This window comes from Winogradskyella thalassocola, from assembly GCF_900099995.1.
GTDB classification, from domain to species: Bacteria; Bacteroidota; Bacteroidia; order Flavobacteriales; family Flavobacteriaceae; genus Winogradskyella; species Winogradskyella thalassocola.
Map to the genome: position 1 here is coordinate 93,374 of NZ_FNCZ01000009.1, position 16,265 is coordinate 109,638.

Annotated in this window: 11 protein-coding genes and 2 tRNA genes; 8 read left to right on the plus strand and 5 right to left on the minus strand. The window is 31.9% G+C overall.

The genetic code is table 11. The annotated features are described in order from the left end of the window. Both BLT80_RS16850 and BLT80_RS16855 read left to right on the plus strand, forming a co-directional pair. Nucleotides 1-2,277, plus strand: a complete 2,277-nt coding sequence (locus tag BLT80_RS16850) for a glycosyltransferase (RefSeq protein WP_092470150.1) — start codon at nucleotides 1-3, stop codon at nucleotides 2,275-2,277. 143 nt (nucleotides 2,278-2,420) lie between these two features. Continuing rightward, complete coding sequence (locus BLT80_RS16855; protein ID WP_092470152.1) at nucleotides 2,421-2,921, plus strand: nicotinate-nucleotide adenylyltransferase; 501 nt, start codon at nucleotides 2,421-2,423, stop codon at nucleotides 2,919-2,921. A 183-nt stretch (nucleotides 2,922-3,104) separates the two neighbouring features. Here BLT80_RS16855 and BLT80_RS16860 read toward each other — a convergent pair whose 3' ends face one another. The 3 genes from BLT80_RS16860 to BLT80_RS16870 all read right to left on the minus strand — a co-directional run bounded on the left by BLT80_RS16860 (nucleotide 3,105) and on the right by BLT80_RS16870 (nucleotide 8,892). Continuing rightward, nucleotides 3,105-5,750 carry a cation-translocating P-type ATPase gene (locus BLT80_RS16860; RefSeq protein WP_092470253.1) on the minus strand — a complete coding sequence of 882 codons (2,646 nt, stop codon included), beginning with the start codon at nucleotides 5,748-5,750 and terminating at the stop codon, nucleotides 3,105-3,107. Nucleotides 5,751-5,882: 132 nt separating this feature from the next. After that, a complete protein-coding gene (locus BLT80_RS16865; protein ID WP_092470154.1) occupies nucleotides 5,883-6,335 on the minus strand; it encodes an Hsp20/alpha crystallin family protein in 453 nt (150 codons plus the stop codon). 1,300 nt (nucleotides 6,336-7,635) lie between these two features. After that, a complete protein-coding gene (locus tag BLT80_RS16870; protein ID WP_092470156.1) occupies nucleotides 7,636-8,892 on the minus strand; it encodes a tyrosine-type recombinase/integrase in 1,257 nt (418 codons plus the stop codon). Nucleotides 8,893-9,280: 388 nt separating this feature from the next. Between BLT80_RS16870 and BLT80_RS16875 the strand changes: the two genes are divergently transcribed. The 4 genes from BLT80_RS16875 to BLT80_RS16890 all read left to right on the plus strand — a co-directional run bounded on the left by BLT80_RS16875 (nucleotide 9,281) and on the right by BLT80_RS16890 (nucleotide 10,461). Continuing rightward, nucleotides 9,281-9,529: a GIY-YIG nuclease family protein gene (locus tag BLT80_RS16875; protein WP_092470158.1), complete on the plus strand. Its 249-nt coding sequence runs from the start codon at nucleotides 9,281-9,283 to the stop codon at nucleotides 9,527-9,529. Nucleotides 9,530-9,769: 240 nt separating this feature from the next. Beyond that, the gene (locus BLT80_RS16880) at nucleotides 9,770-10,018 is read left to right on the plus strand and encodes a GIY-YIG nuclease family protein (RefSeq protein WP_092470160.1); all 249 of its coding nucleotides are present in this window, start codon (nucleotides 9,770-9,772) and stop codon (nucleotides 10,016-10,018) included. Nucleotides 10,019-10,249: 231 nt separating this feature from the next. Then, nucleotides 10,250-10,322 (plus strand) — tRNA-Gly (locus BLT80_RS16885). A gap of 57 nt (nucleotides 10,323-10,379) precedes the next feature. Further along, a tRNA-Tyr gene (locus BLT80_RS16890) sits at nucleotides 10,380-10,461 on the plus strand. A gap of 338 nt (nucleotides 10,462-10,799) precedes the next feature. Here the strand turns inward: BLT80_RS16890 and BLT80_RS16900 are convergent. After that, nucleotides 10,800-12,851 carry an HD family phosphohydrolase gene (locus BLT80_RS16900; RefSeq protein ID WP_092470162.1) on the minus strand — a complete coding sequence of 684 codons (2,052 nt, stop codon included), beginning with the start codon at nucleotides 12,849-12,851 and terminating at the stop codon, nucleotides 10,800-10,802. A gap of 114 nt (nucleotides 12,852-12,965) precedes the next feature. Between BLT80_RS16900 and BLT80_RS16905 the strand changes: the two genes are divergently transcribed. Both BLT80_RS16905 and BLT80_RS16910 read left to right on the plus strand, forming a co-directional pair. After that, a complete protein-coding gene (locus tag BLT80_RS16905) occupies nucleotides 12,966-14,144 on the plus strand; it encodes an acetyl-CoA C-acyltransferase (RefSeq protein ID WP_092470164.1) in 1,179 nt (392 codons plus the stop codon). 9 nt (nucleotides 14,145-14,153) lie between these two features. Further along, nucleotides 14,154-14,903 (plus strand): C40 family peptidase, encoded by a 750-nt coding sequence (locus tag BLT80_RS16910; RefSeq protein ID WP_092470166.1) that lies wholly within the window; start codon nucleotides 14,154-14,156, stop codon nucleotides 14,901-14,903. Between the two features lie 54 nt (nucleotides 14,904-14,957). Here BLT80_RS16910 and BLT80_RS16915 read toward each other — a convergent pair whose 3' ends face one another. Continuing rightward, on the minus strand, nucleotides 14,958-16,244 hold the full coding sequence (locus BLT80_RS16915) for a tetratricopeptide repeat protein (protein ID WP_092470168.1): 1,287 nt from the start codon (nucleotides 16,242-16,244) through the stop codon (nucleotides 14,958-14,960). Between the last annotated feature and the right edge of the window lie 21 nt (nucleotides 16,245-16,265).

Genomic DNA, 16,265 nt, shown 5'->3' on the forward strand with positions numbered 1-16,265 from the left:
ATGAAAATAAATTCACCACCTAAAATACTGTTTCTATCAACATTTCCTCCAACACAATGTGGCATTGCTACTTATACCCAAGATATTATTTCTGCTATTACTGATGTTTTTGGTGAAAAGTTGGCTTGCGAAATCTGTGATATTTCAGATAATACAGATGTAAATCATAATGTTCATTTTACCATCAATCCCACATTAAAGTCAGATTACACTAAAATTGGCAGAGAAATAAATGGCGACAATACTATAAAATTGGTACATATACAACATGAATTTGGTTTGTTTGGTGGCACTTATGGAAACTATTTATTAGGTTTTCTGGACGTACTAAAAAAACCAGTAACTTTCACATTTCACAGCGTTATACCAACTCCTGATAAAAAATTAATGGCTTTTGTTAAGCTACTTATTTCTTATAGTAATTCTGTTATTGTAATGACTAAAAAATCTAAAAAGATACTAGTAGACGATTATGATATTAATGAAAATAGTATTGCATGCATTCCACATGGCACTCATAACGTTAATTATGAAAATACTCAAAATGCTAAACGTAAATTTAATTTAGAAAATCGCACAGTTTTGTCAACCTTTGGGCTTTTAAGTTCAGGCAAAAGTATTGAGACAGCCTTAAAAGCATTGCCAGAAATTATTAATCACACACCTAATGTTTTGTATTTAATTTTAGGCAAAACACATCCCAATACCTTAGTAAACAACAAAGATGACTATAGAGATTCTTTAGAATTGCTTGTTAAAGAACTCAAACTCAAAAACCATGTCAGTTTTATTAATCGCTATTTAGAAATAGACGAGCTTTTGGACTATTTAAAGGCAACAGATATTTACCTATTTACTTCTAAAGATGCCAACCAAGCCGTAAGTGGCACTTTTGCTTATGCCATGAGTTGCGCTTGTCCTATCGTGGCAACAGCTATTCCGCATACTAACGAAGTGCTTTCAATTAACGAAGGAATATTAGTACCTATTGAAGACTCAGAACAAATGGCGAAAGAAACAATTAAAATACTACATAATAACACATTACGAGAGTCTATGGCACTCTCCGCTTTTGAAAAAACAAGAGCATCTTCATGGAATAATGTCGCTATAAAACAAATTGATATTTATAAAAAAAGTATCGATGAATCGTTGAAAACTACATTCAACTATCCTCCAATAAAGCTAAACCATTTAAAAAATATGACCACAGCTTTAGGCATAATTCAGTTTAGCAAAATTTCTGAACCAGATATTAATTCTGGATATACCTTGGATGATAATGCTCGTGCGTTAATCACTATGTGTATGCATTATAATGTGTTTAAAAAATCTTCAAACTTATTATTTATAGATACATACTTATCTTTTATTGAGCGTTGCCAAACAGAGTATGGCACTTTTATAAACTATGTGGATGAGCACAACCACACGCATATAAAAAACGACTATGTAAATCTAGAGGATTCTAATGCAAGAGCTATTTGGGCTCTGGGAACCGTTGTTTCTTTAAAAGAACATTTACCAAAAACTTTTGTAACTAGAGCGAAATTAAGTCTCTTACGAAGTATACCATGGATGAGCAATATTTTGTCTCCTAGAGCTATTGGTTTTGTGATAAAAGGATTATATTTATATAACTCTGCAGATAAAGATAACAATGCGATATCAATTATTAAAAAACTATCAAAAAACCTTATTTCAAATTACGATGTCAATGCGATAAGAAGCTGGAACTGGTTTGAAAATTACTTAACGTATGCTAATAGTGTTCTTCCAGAAGCTATACTTTATAGTTATCTAGTAACAGGTAAAGATTCTTATAAGAGAGTCGCTATAGAATCGTTTGATTTTCTACTATCAAAGATGTTTATAAATGGGCATTTTAAAGTAATTTCTAATCAAGGATGGTATAAAAAAGACAGTATTCCAAGTAAATTTGGAGAACAACCTATTGATGTTTCTTATACCATACAGACTTTAAGTCTCTTTTATAAAACGTTTGAAGATCCTATGTATAAAACGATGATGCAAACAGCATTTGATTGGTTTTTAGGTAAAAATCATCTCAATCAAATTATGTATAACCCAATAACTGGTGGTTGTTATGACGGCTTAGAAAAAACGAACGTAAATTTAAACCAAGGTGCCGAGTCCACTATTTGTTATTTGATGGGACGCATTATTATGGAACAACAAAAGACTGTTTCATCTATAAAGCTATTTCAACAAAAAAAAGCAACTATGAAAGCCTCTTTTAGATTATCAAATAAATGAGTTTTAACAAAACCAAAATTTAATCTATAGCTAGATTCCAAGATGCTTCTACTACAATAAAATCAATCTAATGACCGAGGTCATTTTACAGCTTTTGTTTGATGTTTAAATTTGAATATTATTAACTTTTAAACTTTATTATTATGAAAAATTTATTTCTTTTTTTATTAATTTGTGCGTTCACCTCGCCAATATTTGCACAAATAGTTGAACTCGACACAGTTGTCGTTCGCCCTATCAAATACAAATACATTTATGAAGTGGTGGATGAAGATATTGATCAAAGCGTTAAAGATTTACAAATAAAACTGGCTAAGTTTGATGTAACAAAAGAAGAGTATTACAGCGATGAATATGATAGTTACAATGTGTCATTTTATATTCCAAAAGGATATGCTGTAGCTACTTATGACGAAGATGGTAAGTTACTTAGAACTATTGAACGTTATAAGAACGTAAAACTACCACTTTCAGTAAGTAAAGCGTTAGTAGAACGGTTTCCTAACTGGGCAGTAGATAAAGATATCTATAAAGTGAGTTATTCTGAGCCAGAATGGGAATCTAAAAAAACCTATAAGTTAAAATTGACTAATGGAGAGAAAACCATTAGAGTTAAAACGGACCAAGATGGTAATTTTTTATAAATTTGAAACAATGCTTATAAAAATTAATTAAAATACTCATTACTGTATAAATGAGATTACAAAAAAGACCAATGAGCTTTGATAGGTTTAATGGTCTTTTTTTTATGTTTCACTAATAATTGCTTTATTACTAACTATAAAAATAGTCTAAAGTCTATGTATAAAAAAGTGCGTAAAACACGATTAAAACGTAAATCCTAACCGTTTAAAAATCTGTGATAAAACCAATGAACCAAAAGCAAAAACGATTACCCAACCTATTTGTTCTGTAGATAAATTGGTTAAGAAAAGTGCGTTTGACACAGGCGGAATGTAATAGATACCCACGGTTATCAATAGTGATATAACAATAGAAGACCATATCCAAGGATTTTTTAAAATTTCATTATTAAAAAATGATACTCTGCTTTCTGCCATGTTAAAAACGTTTAATAATTGCGCTAAAACTAAGGTGTAAAATGCCATATTGTTTATTATTTTAGATGTTAGTTGAAGTACGAAGTGAGCATAGGCAGTAATACCAATAACAGCAGTCGTTATGCAAAGCCCGAAGATAATGGTTGATTTCCATCGTTTTGCAGACATAATCGGTTCGTTGGCTTTCCCTGGTGGACGTTTCATAATATCCACTTCTCCTTTTCCCATACCTAGGGCTAATGCAGGAAATATATCTGTAATAAGATTTAAAAACAATATTTGTAAAGGTAATAATGGTGCTGGTAAAGCGAGTAAAGCTGCCAAACCTACAGACACTACTTCTGCCAAATTGCAAGACAGTAGATATACCACAAACTGTCTTATATGATCAAAAATGGCACGTCCTTGCTTAATGGCCAATTCCATTGCTGTAAATTTATCATTTTTTAGAATAACATCTGCTGCTTCCCTTGCTGCTTGTGTACCTCTAATGCCCATGGCAATCCCAATATCTGCTTTATGCAGAGCAGGAATGTCGTTAATACCATCACCAAACATACCTACAACATTATCATTTACTTGATAAAGGGAAACCAGTTTTAATTTTTGCTCTGGTGTTACCCTCGCAAAAACCGAAGCATTCAATATATTTGTTACCATAGTAGGGTTTGGTTCAGTTTCAAATTGTAAGTCTTGTCCATGTAAAATACTACTTGAAACCGAATTTTGAGGTAATAAGCCAATTTCTTGAGCTATTTTTTTTGCAGTTCTTAGATGATCTCCCGTCATCATTACCACTTTTATACCCGCTTCTTTATACACTTTTATGGTTGCTTTTACATCTTCTCTAGCTGGATCCAAAAATCCAATAACTCCAATAAAAGTTAACTGAGATAACACCTTATTTTTTTCTGGTTTTTCATCGAGTTCTTTATAAGCAAAAGCTAATACTCTTAGCCCTTGAGATGCCAAATTATTAACGCGATTAGTCCATTCTTTTTTATTCTTAAATACTTGTGATTTGTTGTCTTTAAGAATGGTATTACAAAGGTTTATAACACTCTCAAAAGCGCCTTTTACGTAAACCGTGAACCCTTTCTCTGTTACATTTAATGTTGCCATTAATTTACTAGAGGTATTGAACGGAATCTCTAATTCTTCAGGATTATTCTCTTTAATTTCTTTTGGATTAATATGCAATTTTTTAACAAACTGAATGAGTGCCAATTCAACACTGTCTCCTTTCATGTCTTTTGCATTTAAAATAGTATTGTTGCACAAAACACTATTCATTATTATAACATTTAAAGCTTTGGATTTTTCTATATTCTCAAAGTAAACATTGTCTTTGTTGTGTATTTCGCTTAGAACTTCACCTTCAAAAATCAAGGTATGTACTTGCATTTTATCTTCGGTAAGCGTACCTGTTTTATCTGTACAAATAATGTTTGTAGCTCCTAAAGTTTCAACAGCCTCCATTTTTTTTATAATAACATTTCGCTTGGATAGTTTCATCATACCTCTTGCCAAAGCCATAGTTGCTATAACAGGAAGCCCTTCTGGTATTGCTGCAACAGCTAATGCTACGGCTGTTTCTATGATTAAACGCATATCCAAATCTCTTAAATAACCGGTAAAAATAATGAGGATTGCAAAAAATAAGGTAAGGTATATAAGCCGTTTACTTAATGCACTTATTTTTTTTTCTAATGGGGTTCGTTCTTCTTCAATCGTACTTCCCATTTCCTGAATCTTACCTAGTTGCGTGTTTTTTCCAGTAGCAACTACGATTGCTTTTGCAGAACCTTGCTCTACAGTGGTTCCCTTAAACACCATATTTTTCCTGTCTGATAATATAGTGGCGCGAGGTAGAACGTTGACATGCTTGTAGATAGCTCTACTTTCTCCAGTTAACGATGCTTCTTTAATTGCTAAGTTTTCAACAGTAATGAGCCGAGCATCCGCTGAAACGACATCTCCTACTTCCATTAAAAGAATATCACCTGGTACAAGTACAGATGATTTTACAGTTTTAATTTTTCCGTTGCGCAAAACCGTGCTCTCAGTAAATCCCATCTGTCGAAGTGCTTCAAGAGAACGAATGCCTTGTAGCTCCATTATAAAGCCTATAATTACTGTAATTAGGACAACAGTGATTATAGCTATAGTCTCGGGCAAATCATCGTTAAAAACGAAAGTAAGACCTGCTGCAACCAGGAGAATGAGGATGATTGGATCGTTACATTGGTCTATTAAGATTTTTATTGTTTTCTTTGGTAGTTTTGCTGCTATCTCATTTTTGCCATATTCCTTTATACGTTCCTTTACTTTACTTTCAGTTATACCAGAATTAGTATTACTGTTTAACCTGTCTACTACAGATTTTATGGAAAGAGAAAAAGGTTCTGACATGGTCATTGGTATTATAAATTAAAATCAATCACTACTACAAGTAAAAGATTTAAAAACCCTCTTGCCAAAACTTTTAGATAAAAAATTTTGGCAAGAGGGTAATCTCCAAACATCTTCATTAAAAATCACACTTTACGCAATATCAATTTTCTTTGGCTTGTGCAGTTTAGCCTCTTCTTTTTTAATAAGATTAAAACTAAGCACACCATCTTTATATTTTGCTTTAACATCTTCCTCTTTTATAGAATCTGGAAGTTGCAATCTTTTTTCAAAAGAATTATAGCTAAATTCTTTACGTGTATAGTTGTTTTCTTTTTCTTCTTCAGAATGTGAATTTTCTGCTGAAATATTTAAGCATCCGTCATCGATGGTTACTTCAAAATCTTTTTTAGAAAATCCAGGTGCTGCCAATTCTACCTCAAAAGCTTCGTTGGTTTCTTTAATGTTTAGCGCTGGCTCATTCAATTGCGTATTCCAAAGTTCATTACTCAATAATGGGTTACTAAAAAAATCATCATTATCAAAAAAATTTGATGTAACAAGATTTCCCCATGGTCTTCTGTTTCTAAATTTTACAAGTGACATAATTTTATAATTTTAAGTTAAACAATTTATTTACTGCTAAATTACATGGAAACTAGAGTTTTAGAAATGACCTAGGTCAGTAGGATTGTTAAACTTTATTCAAACAGAATTTTATGCCTAATTTTATGAAGTATTGATTAAGATTTTTAATATGCATTTAATCCTTTTGGATCCAAATTAATATTAATTTTAATAGTAATTTTGCTCTATGAGATAATGAGTAATATTTTATAATTTGAGTGATTAGCATCATATCGTTGTTCAAATAAATAATCTTAAAACTAGATGAAAATAACTACTAATACTAAACGTTTTTTAGACATAATTTGTTCATGAAAAATTTGGCAAAGACTAAAATTCAAATCTTATTAATCAAATTAAAAGCTTCCTAAATTTCTATCAAATTGTTAAAGAATAAACCAAATATAGTATTAATTAAAATGAATTTTATTTTAAAGGAATCTCAGTTCTGATAAAATACAAATCCTTATCTACAAAAATAGATGTTTTTAATAATTGTATTATTAGTTTCTCATCCCGTTTAGAATTCTAATCAAAACGACGAATAATCCAAAGTATCTTATTAGAAAGTAGCAGAAAGATAAAAAACCGCCCTTCTATCACTCTTTTATACTTAGTGATAGTATCCAAAATCAATTTTACTCTTGCCATTTCTCAGTAATTATAATTCAATGAAGAAGGTTCTTTTAATATAACCAGATAAAGATCCTAATCTAAAAAAAATCTTAATTGGGTTTCGAAAATTTTGTAGCGAAAACAAAATTGATTTTGAAGTCTTAAATGAGGTTTTTGGAGATATGGTTTTAAGAAAAGGAGATTAATTTATTACTATTGAAGCATCTGATTTAGTCCACTTAATTAAAAAAATTAAGATAGGAAGAATTTGTTTTAGTCGAGAAAACCGGTAAAATTAGCTATAATGATACACCATCTAAAGAGTTATTAAGGATCACTGTTATCTCTACAGATTTTATAGTGAATGGAGAAACCGCAGCTAAAATGAAAGATCAATTTAAGGCATCATTTTATTCTATAGATCGTAAATCCCTTTGATTCGAGCTATAAAAAATTTATGGTGTAACGAGCATATTTATTATTAAACTGTACCAACTCATTCAAATATGTATTTTAAATAAATTATACTTAAACGCTGTTATAATATTTTTATTCAAAATATCTTTTAGATTTACTAAATAATCTAATATAACTTTAATGCATAGGAAGACCAAAACATATTATCTATATTCTTATGAGTTATTTCATGAGATTGTTTTAATAATTAACCAACGATAAGATCATTTGCTTCATCTAAAACTATATTTTCGAAACTTTTCAAATAAACCTCAGTTGTTCGAATAGATTGATGCCCTAGCCCTTCGCTAATTATTTCCGTAGAAATGCCCATGTTTTTTGCGATAGTTGCCCAAGAATGTCGTATATAATAAGAGGTTATTTTTTCTTCTATATTTGCATCTTTTGCAATTTTCTTCAATAATTTGTTAATTAATCTTCTGTCTGAGCGATATTTTTTAAAAGCTTCAACCGAACCGTCATAACCTATTGGAAAAATAAAGTCATTGGGCTCCTTATCATGGGTATACTTATTAAGTATTTCAGAAAATTCTGTGGTGATTCTAATTGATAAAGGGTCGTTGGTTTTACTTCTGCCATAAAATATTCTATTTCCCTTTATATCACCTAATTTCAATTTAGCAAGATCAATTAAATTCATACCTCTACAATTAAACATGGCTAAGAAATAATTTCTTGTATGCCAAAGAGTACTGTTTTCTTCATATTTCAAATTTCGAATAGCATTTATTTTTTCTTTAGACAATGCCTTTTTTTTTGTTCTTGTTGTAGATGGAATTTTATAACTAGAAAAAGGATGTTTAAATGGTATAAATACATCTTCTTTAATTGCACTATTATAAATAGCTCTAATTGCTCTTGCGTATGAACTTATACAATTTTTAGAATTTCCTTTTGATAAATGTTCTATCTCAAAATCAGTTAAAAAAGTTACTGTAATCTGATGAAACTTTACAGGAGAATTATTATTGAATTTTTCAAAAGCTGTTATTGCATTTTTGTACCAATTAGCAGTTGCAGGTTTGTTAGATTTCAGTTTTCGATTTATTAAAACGTTACCCCATTCCGCAATAGTAATTTCATTAGAAAGATCTTTCTTAACCTTTGAATCTAATTTATCATCCCATATTTTCTTAATATTCTCAACTAGCGTATCAACTGTTATCTGATTAAGAGTATCACCAAGTTCATTGATCAAAGTCTTTGCTGAATGAAGTTTTTCATATAACGCTTTATTAATCTCATCACAATCCAAATCCTTATTTACTGAAACTGATTTTTTCATTGTCATGTTATTTGCATCCCATCCAGCTTTAGACGTCTTGTAAGGAAGACGAATCATTCTAGGTCTCTTATGAAAAACTCTAACTACGATTGGAAACAACCCTTCATTCGCAGTTTTTGATTTAGCTCTGGTATCCAAAATTAATTTTGCTCGTGCCATTTCTCAGTAATTTTAGATATAAAGTTAGCAAAAATTACGCACACTTTACGCACACTTTTGTTTGAGTACAAATCATATCAAACAATCCTAAAATAAACTAAACCTCAATAAATCAAACACTTACAAGTAATATTACTTTTAAAAATAGTCGCTTTTTTGGCCTTCTAAGCAGGCGGTCCTAGGTTCGAATCCTAGTGCGATCACAAGAAGCCTTAACATTTATGTTGAGGCTTTTTTGTGTTTTATAAGTATGTATTATATAACAAATTTGAAAATCATTGAGATAGAGCATCCCGATTTATAATCGGGATGGTCCTAGGTTCGAATCCTAGTGCGATCACAATAGGTCGCATTAAAAATAGTGAGGCTTTTTTAGTATCTTAGAATTATGTATACTACATATATTTTATATTCTAAATCAAAAAATAGATTTTATGTCGGACATTCAGCTGATCTAAAAGATAGGCTTAAACGCCATAATACCGGAAGAAGTAAATCTACCAAATACGGATTACCTTGGACCGTTGTTTATACAAAAGAATTTACAACCAAATCTGAAGCTTATCAATACGAGATGTATGTAAAAAAGCAAAAATCTAGTGAGTTTATACGCAAACTAATAAATAGCACTGAATGATTGAGCATCCCGATTTATAATCGGGACGGTCCTAGGTTCGAATCCTAGTGCGATCACAAAAAGCCTTAACATTTATGTTGAGGCTTTTTTGTGTTTTATAGTTATATTATATAACAAATTCGAAAATCATTGAGATAGGGCATCGAGATTTATAATCAGGACAGCTTTAAGCATGAATCCTAGTACAATCACAATAGGCCATATTAAAAATAGTGAGGCTTTTTTTAGTATCTTAGAATTATGTATACTACATATATTTTATATTCTAAATCAAAAAATAGATTTTATGTCGGACATTCAGCTGATCTAAAAGATAGGCTTAAACGCCATAATACCGGAAGAAGTAAATCTACCAAATCCGGATTTCCTTGGACTGTTGTTTATACAAAAGAATTTACAACCAAATCTGAAGCTTATCAATACGAGATGTATGTAAAAAAGCAAAAATCTAGTGAGTTTATACGCACACTAATAAATAGTACTGAATGATTGAGTATCCCGATTTATAATCGGGACGGTCCTAGGTTCGAATCCTAGTGCGATCACAAGAAGCCTTAACATTTATGTTGAGGCTTTTTTGTGTTTTATAACACATATTTCAACTCTAAATCTATAGATAAGTTCTACGTTGAACCTACAGTAAATTTTATAGCCTAAAAAAAAGAAAAATTAATACATTTTTAAAAAATATTTATATATTCGCGACCGCTAACCAAAAATGCGAGAGTAGCTCAGTTGGTAGAGCGTCAGCCTTCCAAGCTGAATGTCGCCGGTTCGAACCCGGTCTCTCGCTCTAAAGACATCCTAAATTGAGAGGTCTTTTTAGTTTGAAATATTGAATTAAAGTATTGGGGAGATACTCAAGCGGCCAACGAGGGCAGACTGTAAATCTGCTGACTACGTCTTCGCAGGTTCGAATCCTGCTCTCCCCACAAATGATTTTTAAATGCAGCTTTACAAAAGCTCACTTTTATAAAAATCATTTCGATTGACTCACCAATCCAAAATACTGAGCGAAGCGAAGTAATCTAAAATAAACATAACGATTCTACATATTGAAATACCACTAATTAAAGCAATTTAATTACAAAATGTGAGAGCAGCTCAGTTGGTGGAGCATCAGCTTTCCAAGCAGGCGGTCCTAGGTTCGAATCCTCGTGCAATCACAAGAAGCCTTAATAACATTTATATTGAGTTTTTTTGTGTTTATAATATCGTCAATTGAAAAGTAAAGAACGTGGACAACACACACACTGAGGCATATTTCAATTTACTCAGGATACTCAATCCTTAAATGATAAATATTAGCCAACTTAAACTTAAGTACTTTCTTAAGAGCCTGAATTTCTTTAAAGGTGATATCAGCATTTAGAAACTGACCACTTTCCATTTGCTTGTTAATTATGTTCTCAACAAAATCATTAATCTTAGTGCTTGTTGGTTCTTTTAAGCTTTTAGAAGCTGCTTCAACACTATCACAAATCATCAGAATGGCGGTTTCTTTACTAAAAGGAGTTGGTCCAGGATAGGTAAAATCTTTGATGTCTACATTTTCATTGGCTGCCTTTTCTTTCATATAAAAATAGTAAACCAAACTCGTTCCATGATGCGTTCTTATAAAATCTATAACACGATCTGGTAAATTGTATTTTTTTGCAATTTCAATCCCGTTTAGAACATGATCTATAATTACTTTAGCACTTTCTTCACTCGATAATTCATCGTGCGGATTAATACCTGTACTCTGATTTTCAGTAAAATAAGTTGGATTATTCATTTTACCAATATCATGATATAAAGCTCCCACCCTAACCAACATAGCATTCGCGCCAATTTCATTGGCTGATGCTTCTGCCAAATTCGCAACGTTTAACGAATGATGAAATGTTCCAGGTGCTCGGTTAGATAATTCTTTCAATAATTTGGTATTGGTATCAGAAAGTTCTAATAACGACACGTCAGATACTAATCCGAAGATTTTTTCATAGATATAAATTAAAGGTTGAACAAATAGCGTTGCCAAACCACAGAGGATAAACATCCCAAAAATTTCAACTTTTAACCCTGTTAGTTGCCCTTCGTGAATCACAAAAAAGGCAAAGTAAGCAATGATATAAATAAATGTTATTTGACCTACTGAAATGAAAAGGTTAGCACGTTTATACAATTCCGAAACCGTCAGAATAGTAACCATACCCGCAATAATCTGAAGAAACATATACTCATAACTATTGGGCACCACAAAACCTAAAAGCAAAACGGTAAGCACATGCGTAAACAAACCCAATCTAGCATCGAAAAAGGCTTTTAATACTAGGGGTAAAATACATAATGGGACGACATAGATATACTGAGAATTAAAGTTAATCACCAAAGTGCTCAACAAGATCATTAACGCAATATTGAAAAATATAAACGTAACTTTTGTATTATTTATAAAGACCTCTTTTCTGTACTTACTAAGAAATAATAATAACATTAACAGCGCCAAGGCAACCAACAACGTATATGCTATAAGTACCCAATTGTAATTGGCTGAATTCCAAACTTGCGATTCATATTCTGATTTTAAAGAGCTTAAAATATCATATTGAGCTTCTTCAATAACTTGTCCTTTTGAAATAATGAGCTGGTCTTTCTCTACACGCCCTCTTGTTAGAGATATTCTTGATAGCTCTTCTTCTAAGGCTTTTTCTGTTAAGCTCGCATTAAGTTTAATATTAGGTTTAATAACGTCGAAAAAAACAGATACTATGCGTTTTTTTACATCTATAGGAATGGAATTCCCCATATCCGACTCTACCCGTTGACGTAAGTTACTCAGCTCAAATAAACTTCCATATTGAATTTCTTTTTCAACTTTATTAGCGGTCGCTAGTTTTACAGCTCTATCGTCAGCATAGTTATAATCGGAATCTAATATGCCTGAACTGTAAAGACTATTAACAATTGCTTTTCCTTTTTTGTACAGGTCAGAATTTTCAATACTAAAATTACTAGAATCCTTAAACACCTGATTAAACCTTGTTAAATAATCAGATAACACCTCTTCTTTTATCTCCGTATTTATTTCAAAATAAACGAGACTTTGGCCTTTTATTTCGCTCTTCTCCTTATCTAATTCCTCTTTAGACTTTTTGATAGCAAAGTTAAAAGGCGCATATAAGTTTTCGGATTGCCAAGGCTTTCCTTTTTCAAACGAGTATCTAAACTTTCCTGTTTTTGGAAATAGATATACTATAAATAATGTTGTTACTATAAACAACAAAATCTTATAGACTAAGGCGTGATTCTTATACCACTTATTGTAGAATACATTCATATACAATCAAATGTAATAAATATTAGAATTTTAGACGGCTAATATCATTAATACATTCTCAAATCTCTCAAAAAATGTTTAATTTCGCATCAAATAACATCAAACATAATCACAATGAATAAGGACGTCGTTATCGTTTCAGCAGTAAGAACACCAATTGGAAGTTTTTTAGGAAGCCTATCTACAGTACCAGCACCACGTTTAGGGGCTGCAGCTATTAAAGGAGCTTTAGATAAAATTAAATTGAAACCAGAATTGGTCGATGAAGTTATTATGGGAAATGTTGTGCAAGCTGGTACAGGACAAGCACCTGCAAGACAGGCCGCTATTTTTGCTGGTTTACCAAATACAATTCCTTGTACTACGATTAATAAAGTTTGTGCTTCTGGTATGAAAGCAGTAATGCAAGCAGCTCAAGCTATTCAACTAGGAGATGCTAATATTGTTGTTGCTGGTGGTATGGAAAACATGAGTTTAATTCCTCATTATTTCCACGCTAGAACCGGAACTAAATTTGGTCCTGGGACCTTAGTAGACGGCATGCAAAAAGATGGTTTAGTAGATGCATATGATAATAATGCCATGGGAGTTTGTGCAGATGCTTGTGCTACGGAATATGAATTCTCAAGAGAAGATCAAGATGCTTTTGCTATTCAATCTTACGAACGCTCTAAAGCGGCTTGGGATGCAGGTAAATTTGACAAAGAAGTGATTTCTGTGGAAGTTCCTCAACGTCGTGGAGAACCTGTTATTGTTGATAGAGATGAAGAATACGCTAATGTGAGAATGGATAAAATTCCGGCGTTACGTCCTGCTTTTACGAAAGACGGAACTGTAACAGCAGCAAATGCGTCTACAATTAATGATGGAGCTGCTGCATTAGTTTTAATGAGTAGAGAAAAAGCAGAAGAATTAGGTTTAAAACCAATTGCTGTTATAAAAGGATATGCTGATGCTGCACATGAACCTAATTGGTTTACTACTGCTCCTTCAAAAGCATTACCAAAAGCACTAGCAAAAGCTAATGTTGACATAGATGCAATTGATTTCTTTGAATTTAATGAAGCATTTTCTATTGTTGGTTTAGCAAATATGAAAATTTTAGGATTAACTGATACTAACGTCAATGTAAATGGTGGTGCTGTTTCATTAGGACACCCATTAGGTTGTTCTGGTGCTAGAATTTTAGTGACGTTAATCAATGTCTTACATCAAAATAATGCCAAATTAGGTGCAGCTGCTATTTGTAATGGTGGTGGTGGTGCTTCTGCAGTGGTAATAGAACGCGCTTAACCCAACCCTATGCAATACGGCATTTGCAATCTTGGAATTGTACCTATAAGACTTGAACCTAGCGATACCAGTGAAATGGTAACGCAAGCATTGTATGGTGACTATTTTAAAGTGCTTGAACAGCGTAAAAAATGGAGTCGTATCCGTTTTGCTTTCGATAAATACGAAGGCTGGATAGATAATAAACAGTATCTTGAAATTGAAGAAGCTAATTATAACGATTTAAATACATCCGATATTAATTTATCTAAAGATTTAATCGAATTTGTAACAGATGCTTCAAATAATTTATACCCGATACCTGTTGGGTCTGATTTAAATGGTTTAGACTTCCTTAATCATAATTTTGATGGAGCTGTTTTAACTTCAAAAAGCAATAAAGAAAACATTGTAAAATCTGCATTTTTATTTTTAAATGCTCCCTATTTGTGGGGAGGAAAAACACCTTTTGGAATTGACTGCTCTGGTTTTACACAGATGGTATATAAAATTAATGGTTATAAATTGTTTAGGGATGCCTCTGAGCAAGCTACACAAGGAGAAGCCTTAAGCTTTATAGAAGAAAGTGAACCAGGTGATTTAGCGTTTTTTGATAACTCTGAAGGTCATATTACTCATGTTGGGATTATAATGGAAGACAATTATGTTATCCATGCCCATGGGAAAGTTAGAATAGATCGCTTAGATCATAGCGGTATTTATAATATTGATAAAAACGTACATACTCATAAACTGAGGGTCATTAAAAAAATAGTATAAAAAAAAAGCGACTTTTAAAAAAGTCGCTTTTTTTTTATATTCTAAATAATAAAATTAATTACCATTAGCAGAAGCTTCCATCGCTTCAACTTTAGCTCTCATAGTTTTAAACTTATCAGTTTCTCCTAAGGCGCTATAAATGTTCATTAAAGTTCTAGCTGCATCAACGTTAGTATTTTTCAATTCTAAAGCTTTTTCTAAATAAGGAATCGCTTTTTCATAGACTTGAGTACGTTTCTCCTTTAATTCATCATACTTTATATTATCAGCTTTACTAGTACCTAAAGCATTCATTTCTTCAACGATTTTTGCTTCACCATCTAAAATAACAACAGCTATATTTGTATAAGCATCAACATAATTCGGATTGATTGAAACTGCTTTCTCATAATATTTTATTGCTGCTTCCGAGTTTCCACCTTCAGCGGCCAAAACTCCTAAGTTATATTGTAACTCAGCATTACCCGGATCTTTTTTAGTTGCTTCTTCCATCAAATCTCTAAAGCGCTCTCTGTTACCCATTTTAAGATATACATTAGCTTCAGATAATAATAACCCAATATCATCAGGATTTTCTTCTCTAGCATCTGCCATAGCTCCTAAAGCTTTTTCATTCTCGCCTTGAGACACATATATTAAAGCAATGTTTTTTACTATTTCGGCTGTTTTAGATTTACTTTTTTCATCTCTAGGAGCCTTATGTAGTTTCGCTTTAACTGAAAAGTCCCTTGATGCTTTATCTGTAAAATTTTCTTCTTCACCAGTTTCAACATTAGTTGCGTAATAATTCATCTCTGCCCCATTATACCCCATATTTTTAAGTTGAACGTAATAATCTAAAGCAGTATCATAGTCTGGCTCTGTAACTGCAGAAGAAGCGGCATAATAAAGATATAGAGTATCTTTTGGAGACATTCTATAGACTTTCTCAAAGCGCTTTGCTGCAACTTTATAGTTTTTATTAGTAAAAGCCTCATTTGCTTTGGTTAAAAATGTATTAACCATACCAGTAGTCATATCATTAGCTTCTTGGGTATATTTTAATTTTCCCATTTTAGATTCTAAATCTTTCAAGTTATCTAAGCTTGTTATAGCCTCATCGATATTAGCATCTGTACCAGCACCATTTGCATACAATGCTCGTGCTTTTAATAAATAGAATTTAGCTTTAGACTTATCGTCCATACTACCAATTAAAGCTTCAGCTGCTGCTGATGCTGATTTAGCATCCGCAAAATTTGAGTTTTTAAGTGCTTTTTCAATTGCTTTTATCTCATTTTTTTGTGCAAAAGACAATGAGGTAATTGCTAAAGTTAGCACTATTGTCAGTAATTTTTTCATCTTGTATTAAATCGTTTTGTT